Consider the following 12,365-nt stretch of genomic DNA (forward strand, 5'->3'; position numbering starts at 1 on the left):
AACGTTAAACTCGACTAAGCCAATTTAAGGTCATTTTCAGTCCGGTACATCACCATATCTTCTATCGTCAGAATCGGCATGTTGTGTTTACGGCTAAACTCAATCAGCTCTGGCGTTTTTGCCATTGTACCGTCTTCGTTTTGCACCTCACACAACACACCCGCCGGTTGAAGCCCGGCCATTTGCATCAAATCGACCGTCCCTTCCGTGTGACCTCGACGTGTGAGTACACCACCAGCACGAGCTCTCAATGGAAAGACATGACCAGGACGAGCAAGGTCGTCTGGTTTCGCTGTTGGGTTAGCCGCTGTTTTAATGGTTGTCACGCGATCTTGAGCTGATACGCCCGTCGTTACGCCAACCTTTGCTTCAATTGAAACCGTAAATGCCGTTTGGTTCGCACTGTTGTTATTCACAACCATTGGAGGCAACTCCAGCTTAGTCGCTTGCGCATCGGTTAAACACAAACAGACTATGCCACTGCATTCGCGGATCATGAGTGCCATTTGAGCATTAGTTAGGTGCTCCACCGAATAGATGATGTCGCCTTCGTTTTCACGATCTTCATCATCAAGCAAGATAACGCCACGACCTTCTTTTAAGGCTTCAAGCGCAGTTTCAACACGAGTTAAGGGATGACCAAACTCGGCAAGTAGTGAGGACTGATTCATGGTTAGACTCCTAAATATCACCAGAATCAGGGCTGTATGAGGGATAAAAATCCAAAACGAAATGCACCAGTCACTGACACTCAAATCGAGCGCCATGGACTGGTGTGTTTTCATTCTCTCTCATCCGGACTGTAACCGTCGGCTCTGGGTTCTCACCAGATCTGCTGACCTCGACGTATCGAGCGCTCGCGGGCTGATCTTACTCAACAAATTGAGAGTAAGATTTACCGCCGGTGGGGAATTTCGCCCCGCCCTGAGAATAAAAAATAAAATATGTGTACTTGGATAAACGGAGAGCAACGTAAGCAACAACTTAGTTTCGTCACACTCAGCAATCAAGCGGCTCTATGGTAGCGCTTTATTTTTTGGAAAAAAAGTGGCAAATGGGGGAGTTACGTGAAAATAAGGGGGGAATACGATTTCGTTTTCAAGCGAGTGAATTCAATAAGAGGCTTTATCGTGAAGTCTCCGCATCTTTAATTTGGTGGGGTGATGAATCGCGTCCAATGCAATTCACCCATGATGGTAGGCCATCGTACTCATTAACGGATGAAAATCAGATTCAGCACTTTCTGGGCTAAGTTTCGCCACTTCAACATTATTCGGCTGCGAGGCAACCAACTGGGTGTCTTCAGAACTGTTTTATTGTTTGAGAAAGCTTTAAAACCCTCGATACCATGGTATCGCCCCATCCCTGAGTCGCCTGAGCCACCAAAAGGCGCATCATCCAAGGCAACGTGTAACAAAGAATCATTGATACACACACCGCCGCTATGCGTTTCTCGAAGCACCTGAGTTTGCAACGCTTCATCGTCACTCATCAGATAAAGCGCGAGGGGTCTTGATCTTTGATTAATGAACGTTATTGCTTCGTTGACATTGTCATAGGCAATCACGGGCAATATAGGCCCGAAGATCTCTTCTTGCATGACCAACATGTCTTCTCGCAATTCCGTCACGATGTGCGGTAGCATTTGGCGTTCCGTCAGGTTTGGATCTTCAATCGTGTCGATCTTTGCGCCTTTGGCTCTGGCGTCATCAAGGTAACGCTGTAAACGCGCGTATTGAGCCTGATTAATAATATTGGTGAGCTTACGCTTGCCTTTCTTCTCGCCGTATAAGGATTCAAAACGTTTTAAATACAGAGCGCTAAACTTAGATACTTTTTCTTTAGGGACAAAGACATAATCAGGAGCGACACAGATTTGACCATTATTGATCGACTTTCCGAGCATTAACGCGTCAATCACTTGTTTCAAATCGGCATCTTCTCCAATGATCACAGGCGACTTTCCACCAAGCTCCAATGTCACTGGGGTTAGATTGCTTGCGGCTGCTTGCGCCACTTTCTTACCGACCACCGTAGAGCCGGTAAAGATAAGGTGATCAAAGGGTAACGCGCTAAATTGAGAGGCAATCGACACATCCCCTTGAACGGTGAACACATGTTCAGGGAGACAAGAAAAAACATCACTGAGAACCTCATTCGTATGGGGTGTCGCCTCGCTGAGTTTGACCATCACTCGATTTCCTGCCGCGATGGCCGTCACAATAGGCGCTAGGCTCAATACGATAGGGAAATTCCAAGGTACCATAACGCCAACGACGCCGACTGGCTGGAAATGGACTTGCGCTTTCGACGGTATTAGAATTGAGCTCACCGAACGAGACTCAGGTTTCATCCACTTTTTCAGTTTCTTTGTGGTGTAATCAAGATGTCGTACGCTCGGTAGAAGGTCACAAATAGTGCTATCAAACTCAGAGCGATAACCATAATCTTCACTGAGCGCAGCCACCAATTTCTTCTGATTTAAAATAAGTTCTGTTTTCAAACGCTCTAGTGATTCAATACGTTCTTCGTAGATAGGCGAAAGGTTGCGTTTATATTGATGCTGAGCTTGCTCGAACTTAGCATTCAACGCTTGCTCTTGTGCCAATATTTGATCATTGCTACACACTAACTCCATTCGCTTACCCTCTTGGCGACTATCACTATTTACATTTTAACTATTTACTCTAATCACTATACTACTAATTTGTCATAGCAATGGTTTTTCATAACTGCGGCTTTTAATAACTACGGCTTTTCCGAATCAAGGTTGCAATGTGGGTATTGTCCCCATCATACGATGCACCAAATTTTCTGCGAGTAATTGCTGACTCTTTTCATCAACGTCCGTTTCCATAGGCCTTTGAGCCAACGCTTTCCAAATAGGTTGCACGCTTTCGTCTTGCAAATCCGCGTGGCTAGAAAATGCAGCGACGTATAAAGAGCCTTTCTCAACGGCTTCCCCATCTTTATCCACCGGAAGAATCCCCGTTGAAAGCATCGTTTTCGCAAAAATATCCGTATCCGTAATCTCTGATTGTTGTGCAATCGCCACGATCATTAACACATCCGCATCAAGAGGGTTTGAAACCAGTCGGTAGCCTTTGTCTAACATTTGCGCTTCAACTAATGCGTGGTAAAGCTGAGAGGCGTTCTGCGCTAATTGTTTGTCTTTGACAACCGCAGTACCTGACAATTCATGCCAAGCGAAGGTTGAAACTGATTGGAAAAGTTGGCCATCGCCGCTGCTGACCACGCCAAAATCCAGTGGGCTTTGCTGATGAGGGACTGTTGAAGTGGTGCACCCGGAAACAAACAGCGCGGATAGAAATGCCGCCATAGAAAACACTGATTTTTTCATTTAATTCTAATTCCTTCTTTAGTGATCGACAGTGACTGAGTTCAGGTCAGGTCAGTTTAGACAGTTGCTCTGACATCGCTTGTTGCTTTTCAGTCGTCACTTCCACCGCTTTCGCTGTAACCTGCAACGCCTGAGCCATTTCAGCGACGTTGGTTGTGGCATTTAGAACCGTTGATTGAAGTGGTCTCAACAGCAACCAATAAATACACCCAATAATGAACAACAAGGCCAGCACTGCAAGAGAGGTAATAACGATCAGTTTAAACGCCACGTCATCAAGAAATAACTGCGTCTTTTCACCGACGACTTTCTTGGATTCAGACAAGGCAACAGGGAGTTTTTCAAGCGACAGCGTAGACACTTTAATAAGCTGATTCACGTTGTCCATTGTCGCTTCAATATTGCCCTGTTGAGTTGACGATAATTCAGGGCTCTCCGCAATGGCATTCAATGACTCCGCGAGCGCATTCAGAGACTCCCCTGTCGCATCCAGTGATTGTTCAATGCCATGAAGATCCAAACTCACGTTAACCTGAATAAACGCGTTCTCAATTTTTTCTTCTCGCGCGAGATCCTCATTCTGATGTAACGAAATCACCTCATCAGACGCCACGGCACAAGTTGCGAATAGGGCGAACCCAACGACAATCAAACCAACGAACATACTCTTGTCGATGCTAATTCTACTGAACATAACCATTCCTTTTGCTGATTTGTTTCTTGTGAAGTGAATCAGGTAAAACCGTGCCATATCTGCGTCGCACTATCATCTAAAACCCAGTATGACCGCTTTAACCATAGACACTATTCGCATCATGTTCCAAACTACTTCCGGCGAGTAAAAGGCGTGAGGGTTGGGCAATATGCTTCAAACTCTAGAAGTCAAATGTGAGGCCAAAGTTAAGCTTATAGTCATTTTTTTCCGGCACTTCACCGTCAGACCCCACTTTAGGATTGGACATATAATCCCAAATAAATTTAACCGTAAAATCTAAATCGTCCACCAGCTCCATATCCAAACTGAAATTGTTGCTATGACGCACACCACCAGAGGCATTACTTGCCCAGTTCAGGTCATAGCCATGGCTGAAGTCGATATCTTTCGTCAGTTCATATTCAAAATCTGAGGAAAAGACCACCGTCGGGCTATTCTCTGAAGCACTCTCACCCTCAAGTACGGTATAGAATTTGGTGTATTGGAAACCAGGCCCGAGAGACACATCCCACTCCACATCCGACGTAGCAATAATGAAGTAACCCAACTGAGTAGAAGTATTGACTCGATAATCAATATTTTGAAACTTATCGCTATTTAGCGCGGCTTTTATTGGCCTGAAAAACAACCGGTTACTTAAATATATATCATAAGAGCCGTCGAACTGGTGATTTTGAGCGGTTTTCGTTCCGGAGGATTGAGTGACATTCCCGAGGTATTTCAGCAAGGTTCTTGAATAGACGGTTTGCCGCTTTCCATTCACCTCACCGGAAATCGACAATTCATCGGTATTGCCTTTACTGAAGTTTGCCCCAAGAAACAAGTCCGTCTCCCAGCGCTCAAGCTCAGATTCAACGCGACTGAATATCGAAATAATCAAACTCACTGGGTACACATGCAAGCGATCATTTTGAATCGTCAGTTTGTCATCAATAATGGTTAATCGGCCTTCATGAGTTTCACCGTTGGCCAAACGAACACGAAAGATATCAGCGGTTTGCAGAACAGCAATGTCTTCGACGTCCACTTCAACATCTCCAAGTTCATCACTGTCAAATTCAAGCGCTAACTCGTAGGAGTTTTGATCTTCTTGAACCGTACCAATAAGGCTACCTAAAAGCACTTCACCAGAGGTCAGTTGCATCCACCCTTGCCCTTTTTCCACTTTGACTGTCGGTTTAATCGAATCAACGCTAGGAAGAGGTGGCTTAACGTTCGTTTCATCAGCCATAGCAGAAGCACAAAATAGAGAGCAAAATAATGAAGGTAGAAATCGTGTTCTGAGTCGTTGTGTCGTCATTGAAACCCTAGTGATAAATCTTCTTGAATGTCAATCAGTTGTATTCGGCTTGTTATGGTTACTTTGCAAACATAACAAACTTCCATACTGGCACATTCATTCAGCTCTCCGACAGGATAGTGTTAATTTTGTGACATAAATGACATTGTGTTAACTTGCAGACCAAACATTACGAATGTCAGGCCAGCCCCAGTTGGTTAAGGCAACATCTTTTAATACCCCCTCAAATCGTAACGTCTGTCGATGATGAAATAACGGCATCAAGAAATATTCAGAGATCAATGTTGACGCTATCGGATCCAGGTCATCAAGGTATGCTGTTAATTCTGATTCACTCCGTAATGCGGACAAAGACCGAGTTAACCAAGTGCTGGCAACGGGCCCTATCGCATTGTGTAAAACCGGATTATTGAACAAACACCCAAAAGCGGAAGCATGACGATTGTCATCCAAGTTGATATTGGTGAGCACTATCTCTTCTAATAACTCACCATTCAGCGATTTTTGACTTAGCTCTCTGTAAGAGTAAGTGTTCACTACAACGTCAACACCCATATTATTTAGCAGTGACTGTATACTATACGCGCAGTTCTTTAGGCCAGAATAATCATAAACCGCGATGGAAAGAGCCTTAGGCAACGCCGTTTCTGTACAGAATGGCCGTAATACTGACTTCCACATAGGCAATATATTCCCAGCAACTTCACAGCCAAATGTACTGTTAAGCGCTTTCATCTCATCGTACACATTTTCAGAAGAGAGTACGCTGGCCAGATACCGTCGTTGCAGCGCAGTTAAGCGTGTTTGGGTGCTCTGATTAAACAGTACAAACATACAACCATCTTCAATCTGGCTATGCCTAACACCGTGCTCATTATCATTGTCACCACGCTCACCATCATCAACGCTATAAGCAACATAGTGATGGCACTCTTTATCACTCAATGTCGCTAATTGGTTTGTCTCGATCCTATTGGATTCATTAAGCTCACCAAGCCGCCATATGGTCACCGTATCGGTGAGCGCTCGGCAGGCGTAATATCGCTCAAACGCTTGTAGATGCAGTTTCTCATGGGAGTGTTCAATAATTTCGAATGGACCACTGCCCACAACGGCCAATTCGGAATGCAGACTGAGTTGACCAACAGGCTGTATCGAATAGCGAACACCCGATATTAACCCAGCAAAACCTTGGTCGGGCTCAGTCAGAGTAAAGGTAACTTTTAACGGTTGCTCTGACGATACCTTAGACAGGTGAGACAGCTCAGTTTGATACTCTGGCAATATCGAAAGTTGCGTAAACAAGTTGACAATAGCTGCTGCATCAATCGACGTTCCATCATGAAAGGTCAACCCAGGACGCAGATAAAAGGTCCACTCTCGATGGTCATCATTGCATTCCCAATGATGCGCCAGTTGAGGCTCTATTCGTCCATCTCTATCGCTAGAAACCAAGCAGCAGTATATCTGACGCAGTAGATACCGCTCACTGCTGCGCTGAAGCTGGTGAGGCACTAAGCGCTCAAATGAGCGTTTATACGTCAGCTGTATATGAAGTTGCCCTTCATGCATGGAAGCCCCAGATGTGCTCTGCAATAATCGGCCAAACTCTGTTTTGTCGTTATCCAAGATTTCGAGCGCTTTTTCAAACTTACCCGCCACGACTCGCTGGGCTGCCAGCTGACGTTTAAGCGACTCTAATTCTATATTGAGTATCAAGCTTGAACGCTTGTTACGACCGGATTGCGGCTCCCATTTTAGCCACCCCAAGTCATGCATTTGATTGAGCAGATTTCGAGCATGACGTAGGCTGGTAAACAGAGATTCAGAAACATCAACCAAAGCAGTTTTTATCTCTTCCCCGACCCCCATAGGTGTTAAACGCGCGTAATATCGTAATAGGTTTAAATCAGACACAAGCCTCGCCTCATAATCAGCATCACTAATAGGGTAATCTTACCTATAATAGCGAATTAGGTGTTCACTTAAAGCAGAAGACTTTAATGGCGCATTTTCCTCATTTATCTAAAAAACAACTTATTACCGCCCATCTCACGCTCCAATTTACAAAAACAGGTACTCAGTTTTTTAACATTGACTGTTTTTTCGTAGCAAATTGGAAGACATACTAAGTCTCTCAAGCAGCATTGGGTCGTTACGTGCTCCTCCCCCCCTATAGTGCTTCTCAATGCTGCCTGTTTTAACCTGTGTGTCATCCACGTCATAACACTTTCCAATCAAAGATCTCTTTCTTCCGGCACTTACCTAACTTTGTTGTTCGCCCAAAATCTTATTGAAAAAGAACCATTCAGCGTGCATGTTATTGAATGATAAACCATCAAAGTTCGCGATCGGTTCAATTAACGCGAATCGTATAAAAGCGATTTTGATACTTAAAAATAACACGAAGAAGGAAAATCATTATGATCGTCACGACAACTCAGTCTGTAGAGGGAAAACGAATCGTCTCGTATAAGGGCGTCATCGCAGGGGAAGCTATTTTGGGGGCTAACCTATTTAAGGATATGTTCGCTGGCATTAGAGACATGGTGGGTGGTCGCTCTGGCACCTATGAAAGAGAGTTAGAAAAAGCGCGCTTAATTGCATTCCAAGAGCTGGAAACGAAAGCCCAAGAGTTAGGGGCTAACGCGGTCGTCGGCGTTGATATCGACTACGAAGTGCTCGGACAAGCTAACGGCATGTTAATGGTTTCGGCCAGTGGTACCGCTGTCGTAGTGGATTAACAAATATCGTTCCAAAATATAAATCAAAAATAAAGGAATATGAGCAATGAACTATCCAATTTCCGGCAGCTGCCAATGTGGGCAGTTAACCTATTCAATAAAACAAGCACCAAACCTTGTACTCGCGTGCCACTGTAAAGAGTGCCAAAAACTCTCTACCAGCCCTTTTAGTGTCACCGCTATTTTCCCTACAGAGGCCATTGAATTTAAGGGTAAAATGAAAGAATGGTCTCGCTTGGCTGACAGCGGTAATCAAAACAATGCAATGTTCTGCCCTGAATGTGGAAACCGCGTCTATCACTACAACCCGGCCGATCAAACCACATTAAAGCTGAAGCTAAAGCCTATCGAGCTAGAAGATGACACCATTTTTGAGCCGACAGTCCATGTTTGGGTGAGTGAAAAACAAAGCTGGTATAACATTCCAGAAGGCGTAAAAGTGTTGGATACTCAACCTTAACCACATTGTAATCAGAATAATTAGCAACACGAGGTTTAAATGATGGACCTACCCTCTAACTTTAGAATGCTGGCAAAGTACAACCAACGCATGAATGCACAGTTACTCGACGTCTGTGAGCAGCTAACGGAACAACAGCTTAATCAAGACACTCGCTCATTTTTCCCGACTATCATGGATTATTGGAATCATATTCTCTTTGGGGATCTCATCATGCTACAGCGGTTAATCAGCAACGAGATCGTTCACCTAGACCAAGAAACCAGGAGGCGCTTACCAAAAGCGACCCGAGTGAACGATACTTTTGTCAAAGATATACCGTCATTAAAGAAGCTACGCTCTGACGTTGACCAAATCTATGTGAATATGACCCAAGATTTTGAGATTCAGACCTGCACTAAGAAGGTCAGCTATACCACGACAGATGGACGAGTCATTGAAAAGAATGTTGGTGAGTTTTGCCAGCATATATTCAACCATCAAACTCATCACCGCGGACAGCTTACCTGCTTGTTAAGCCAAATCGGTATTGAGTACGGTTGTACCGATCTCCCAATGATTGTTCCTGAGGGATCGAACGCTTAATGTTCGACGTTATTTGAATTTTTTAACGTTCTGAGCGGTCTTAATCAGGAATGCATTAAATATCACCCCCAAAAGGACACGTATGAAGCAAATTTATTCCTGCGAAAATCACGTTCTAATCGTGAATGCCAAGAACATTATTGAAGGAATGGGAATAGAAACGTTTGTTAAAAATGAATTTGCAACTGGCGCGATTGGCGAAATCTCTGCATTCGATTGTTGGCCGGAGTTATGGATTGTGAACGATATTGATTATGACAAGGCTGCCGAGGCGATTGCAGCGATGACATCCACTAAAAGTGCATCCACATGGGTTTGCGCACACTGTTCAGAGGTCAATGAACCTTCATTCGAATTGTGCTGGAACTGCCAACATGAGGCATAGAGACTAACCATTTAAATATTGGCCCAGTTCTAATCTAGGGAGCATAATCTAGATTAGTCACAGAGCGTTCCTTACAAACAAGTAAGGCATGAGAGGTTAGCTCAGCTATTTTTTAGCGAATATCGGTGTTTGCTTGCTTTGTTTAAACCAAAAGCGTTTACGGCCGTTAGAACGTGACATAATTGTCCTTATTTTTGTAATAGTGACGAAAACACGATCGAAAGAAATCAACGTTTCTTTAAAACGTAGTGCGCGTCAGGGGTAATAATTTATAAGGATGTAACGAAAGAAATAAGGAACGTATCGGAGAATACTGGATCGGGGTATTGCGGATAGGTTGAATATTGTCGAAAAGATCGTTTATAAATTGAACTTAGAAAGTAGCGTAAGCAGTAAAACTACCACTTACGCCAACTTAAAATCTTAGATAGCTACAACGTTTGCAGCTTGAAGACCTTTTTGGCCTTGCTCTACTTCGAAAGACACTTTTTGGCCTTCAGCTAGAGTCTTGAAACCTTCAGAAGCGATAGCACGGAAGTGAACGAATACGTCAGCACCGCCGTTGTCTTGAGTTAGGAAACCAAAACCTTTCTCTTCGTTAAACCATTTTACTACGCCAGTTGTTTTAGTAGACATAATTTGTCCCTTATCAAAAATTAAAGTGAGTCGCGATTATGCGATGCGCTACAAGTTTGAATTATTAAATGGTTCTATGAAGCTAAGGGAAACACTGAGGATGACAACAATGACGAAGATACTCTGAGGGTTTTTCTTTTACTAGATGTTTCATTAATAACTCTTAACAATAGAGCGCGGTAATTATTAGGCCTAGCCAGAGAGATGTAAAGCTTTATTTTTGAGACTGCAGAATACTCATAGGCAAAACGTTCATTTGTTCACCGAACTCAATCACTGAACATTCAGAGTTCAACACTTAACTCTTTATTTTTTATAGGTATTAGTTTTCTTACATCCTCTTACAACAGACAAAACTAAAAATATCGAGGGAAACCATAGAATCTTGCCTCTCACTCCATTTACACTGTAAACACAACGAATTGCTAAGGAACAGTATGTCTTCTTCAAAAAAACCGACGCTCTACTACGTGTATGATCCTATGTGCTCCTGGTGCTGGGGCTATAAGCCTATTTGGGAAGAGATTAAGCTAAGCGTGTCTAACCAAGTAGATATCCGTTATGTTTTAGGTGGATTAGCACCAGACAGTGATGTCCCTATGCCTGAAGAGATGCAGCAACAGATCGCGTCTTACTGGAAAAAAATAGAAAACTACCTAGGCACCCAGTTTAACTATGATTTCTGGCGTAACAATACACCACGCCGCTCGACCTACCCTGCTTGTCGCGCTCTACTTGCTGCTCGCGAACAAGGCAAAGAAATCGACATGCTGACCGCGATCCAGCACGCGTACTACCTCAACGCTCTCAACCCTAGTGATAATGACATCCTCGAAAAACTGGCGTCTGACATTGGTCTCAATGAAGAGAAATTTAAGTCGTCATTAGTGTCAGAGCAGACACATCAATCCTTGCTGAAGGAGATTGGATTTGCTCGTTCGATTGGTGGGAATAGTTTTCCTTCACTCTTTATCGAAAATCTAGGGGAAGTAAGAGAGATTGGTATTGATTATCAAAATGCACAACAGACAATCCAGTCTGTGCTGAAATCAACGCAGCAATAGATTCCAATCGGGAAATAAAGGCGTTTAATCCTTCGGTTCGATAAACCAGCCAACTGAGTTGGCTGGTTTGATGGGATCGGCTACGTCAACATTGGTGATAGCGACTTAAAGATTAGAATGGGCCTTGATTGCTCGCATCAACACAGAGGTATCCATGCGGTTATCGCCGGCCTTGCTCAACGCTTTGTAATGTTCATTCGTTTGCTCAGTCAATGGCAGCGAAACACCTTGTCGCTGCGCTTCGTCCAAGCAAAAACCTAAATCTTTGATCATCCAGTCAATCGCAAAACCAAAATCGAACTTATCTTGAGACATAGTGACGGCGCGATTTTCCATCTGCCACGAACCAGCTGCACCATTTTTCAAGCAATCCACCAACGTTTGAATATCAAGCCCTGATTTTTCAGCAAGAATAAGACCTTCAGACAACCCCGTTAACACCCCAGTAATACAGATTTGATTCACCATCTTGGCGCGCTGCCCTTGACCGACTCGGCCCATGAGAACAGAAGATTTACCATACGCTTCAAAAACTGGCTGAAGAGAATCGAACAGCGCTTGCTCGCCACCACACATAATGGTTAGCACACCATTTTCAGCGCCGGCTTGCCCGCCTGATACTGGCGCATCCATGAACTGAACATTCATCTGTTTGGCTGCTTGTTCTAGCTCCTCAGAGAGCAATGCAGAGGTTGTAGTATGGTCAACGAGGATTGAACCCTTTTTCATGAAAGAGAGCGCGCCTGACTCGCTGGTGGCCATACTGCGCACATCATCATCGTTGCCTACGCATAACAACACAACATCGGCTTCAGAAACACATTCAGCGACGCTGGTCGCCGCCTTTCCTGAAAACTGAGTGGCCCACGTATCTGCTTTCGCTTGAGTACGGTTATAAACGGTCACCTCGAAACCGGCTTTAACCAAATGACCCGCCATTGGAAAGCCCATGACACCCAAACCGATAAAACTCACTTTCATACTCTTCTCTCCATTTTCGTGCTCGCTTTACTACGCGAAAAAGCCAGTCAATTTATGTTTTCGTTAGTTGTAACGCATTCAATTAATTATAAATACCCGACCTCTCTGGAAACATGATCAAGGCAGTAGAAAAC

Annotated in this window: 13 protein-coding genes and 1 riboswitch; of the genes, 5 read left to right on the forward strand and 8 right to left on the reverse strand. The window is 44.0% G+C overall.

The window, feature by feature from the left end:
* Window positions 1–14: 14 nt before the first annotated feature.
* From ribB to BCU12_RS04255, 6 genes are all read right to left on the reverse strand, one after another.
* Window positions 15–671, reverse strand: a complete 657-nt coding sequence (ribB, locus tag BCU12_RS04230) for a 3,4-dihydroxy-2-butanone-4-phosphate synthase (RefSeq protein WP_102403130.1) — start codon at window positions 669–671, stop codon at window positions 15–17.
* A 108-nt stretch (window positions 672–779) separates the two neighbouring features.
* Window positions 780–936: riboswitch (FMN riboswitch) on the reverse strand.
* Between the two features lie 277 nt (window positions 937–1,213).
* On the reverse strand, window positions 1,214–2,638 hold the full coding sequence (locus tag BCU12_RS04235) for a coniferyl aldehyde dehydrogenase (protein WP_102403131.1): 1,425 nt from the start codon (window positions 2,636–2,638) through the stop codon (window positions 1,214–1,216).
* A gap of 126 nt (window positions 2,639–2,764) precedes the next feature.
* Window positions 2,765–3,361: a DUF4136 domain-containing protein gene (locus BCU12_RS04240; RefSeq protein WP_102403132.1), complete on the reverse strand. Its 597-nt coding sequence runs from the start codon at window positions 3,359–3,361 to the stop codon at window positions 2,765–2,767.
* A gap of 46 nt (window positions 3,362–3,407) precedes the next feature.
* Entirely contained in the window at window positions 3,408–4,055 is a 648-nt protein-coding gene (locus BCU12_RS04245) for a hypothetical protein (protein WP_102403133.1), read from the reverse strand.
* Window positions 4,056–4,236: 181 nt separating this feature from the next.
* A complete protein-coding gene (locus BCU12_RS04250) occupies window positions 4,237–5,307 on the reverse strand; it encodes a DUF481 domain-containing protein (RefSeq protein WP_241909744.1) in 1,071 nt (356 codons plus the stop codon).
* Between the two features lie 219 nt (window positions 5,308–5,526).
* The gene (locus tag BCU12_RS04255) at window positions 5,527–7,293 is read right to left on the reverse strand and encodes an SgrR family transcriptional regulator (protein ID WP_102403134.1); all 1,767 of its coding nucleotides are present in this window, start codon (window positions 7,291–7,293) and stop codon (window positions 5,527–5,529) included.
* Window positions 7,294–7,799: 506 nt separating this feature from the next.
* On the opposite strand from BCU12_RS04255, the gene BCU12_RS04260 reads away from it, so the two are divergent.
* The 4 genes from BCU12_RS04260 (at window position 7,800) to BCU12_RS04275 (ending at window position 9,550) form a co-directional block, all read left to right on the forward strand.
* Window positions 7,800–8,120, forward strand: coding sequence for a heavy metal-binding domain-containing protein (locus tag BCU12_RS04260; protein WP_102403135.1), 321 nt, complete (start codon window positions 7,800–7,802; stop codon window positions 8,118–8,120).
* 46 nt (window positions 8,121–8,166) lie between these two features.
* Window positions 8,167–8,580 carry a GFA family protein gene (locus tag BCU12_RS04265; protein WP_102403136.1) on the forward strand — a complete coding sequence of 138 codons (414 nt, stop codon included), beginning with the start codon at window positions 8,167–8,169 and terminating at the stop codon, window positions 8,578–8,580.
* 42 nt (window positions 8,581–8,622) lie between these two features.
* On the forward strand, window positions 8,623–9,165 hold the full coding sequence (locus BCU12_RS04270; protein WP_102403142.1) for a DinB family protein: 543 nt from the start codon (window positions 8,623–8,625) through the stop codon (window positions 9,163–9,165).
* Window positions 9,166–9,247: 82 nt separating this feature from the next.
* Window positions 9,248–9,550: a DUF2007 domain-containing protein gene (locus tag BCU12_RS04275; RefSeq protein WP_102403137.1), complete on the forward strand. Its 303-nt coding sequence runs from the start codon at window positions 9,248–9,250 to the stop codon at window positions 9,548–9,550.
* A gap of 423 nt (window positions 9,551–9,973) precedes the next feature.
* Here the strand turns inward: BCU12_RS04275 and BCU12_RS04280 are convergent, their stop codons facing one another.
* Window positions 9,974–10,186, reverse strand: a complete 213-nt coding sequence (locus tag BCU12_RS04280; RefSeq protein ID WP_102403138.1) for a cold-shock protein — start codon at window positions 10,184–10,186, stop codon at window positions 9,974–9,976.
* Between the two features lie 437 nt (window positions 10,187–10,623).
* Here BCU12_RS04280 and BCU12_RS04285 point away from each other — a divergent pair, with 437 nt between their 5' ends.
* A complete protein-coding gene (locus tag BCU12_RS04285) occupies window positions 10,624–11,250 on the forward strand; it encodes a DsbA family protein (protein ID WP_102403139.1) in 627 nt (208 codons plus the stop codon).
* Between the two features lie 105 nt (window positions 11,251–11,355).
* On the opposite strand, the gene BCU12_RS04290 is transcribed toward BCU12_RS04285, so the two are convergent.
* Entirely contained in the window at window positions 11,356–12,231 is an 876-nt protein-coding gene (locus BCU12_RS04290; protein WP_102403140.1) for an NAD(P)-dependent oxidoreductase, read from the reverse strand.
* Window positions 12,232–12,365 lie beyond the last annotated feature (134 nt).

It is taken from the genome of Vibrio sp. 10N.261.55.A7, assembly GCF_002877365.1.
In the GTDB taxonomy this organism is placed as follows: domain Bacteria; phylum Pseudomonadota; class Gammaproteobacteria; order Enterobacterales; family Vibrionaceae; genus Vibrio.

Excerpts from the sequence above, each read along its gene's own strand:
- BCU12_RS04290 (WP_102403140.1), bottom strand. The coding sequence starts at position 12,231 with ATGAAAGTGAGTTTTATCGGTTTGGGTGTCATGGGCTTTCCAATGGCG.
- BCU12_RS04280 (WP_102403138.1), bottom strand. The coding sequence starts at position 10,186 with ATGTCTACTAAAACAACTGGCGTAGTAAAATGGTTTAACGAAGAGAAA.
- BCU12_RS04235 (WP_102403131.1), bottom strand. The coding sequence starts at position 2,638 with ATGGAGTTAGTGTGTAGCAATGATCAAATATTGGCACAAGAGCAAGCG.
- BCU12_RS04275 (WP_102403137.1), top strand. The coding sequence starts at position 9,248 with ATGAAGCAAATTTATTCCTGCGAAAATCACGTTCTAATCGTGAATGCC.
- BCU12_RS04285 (WP_102403139.1), top strand. The coding sequence starts at position 10,624 with ATGTCTTCTTCAAAAAAACCGACGCTCTACTACGTGTATGATCCTATG.
- BCU12_RS04245 (WP_102403133.1), bottom strand. The coding sequence starts at position 4,055 with ATGTTCAGTAGAATTAGCATCGACAAGAGTATGTTCGTTGGTTTGATT.
- BCU12_RS04265 (WP_102403136.1), top strand. The coding sequence starts at position 8,167 with ATGAACTATCCAATTTCCGGCAGCTGCCAATGTGGGCAGTTAACCTAT.
- BCU12_RS04260 (WP_102403135.1), top strand. The coding sequence starts at position 7,800 with ATGATCGTCACGACAACTCAGTCTGTAGAGGGAAAACGAATCGTCTCG.
- BCU12_RS04240 (WP_102403132.1), bottom strand. The coding sequence starts at position 3,361 with ATGAAAAAATCAGTGTTTTCTATGGCGGCATTTCTATCCGCGCTGTTT.
- BCU12_RS04250 (WP_241909744.1), bottom strand. The coding sequence starts at position 5,307 with ATGGCTGATGAAACGAACGTTAAGCCACCTCTTCCTAGCGTTGATTCG.
- BCU12_RS04270 (WP_102403142.1), top strand. The coding sequence starts at position 8,623 with ATGGACCTACCCTCTAACTTTAGAATGCTGGCAAAGTACAACCAACGC.
- ribB (WP_102403130.1), bottom strand. The coding sequence starts at position 671 with ATGAATCAGTCCTCACTACTTGCCGAGTTTGGTCATCCCTTAACTCGT.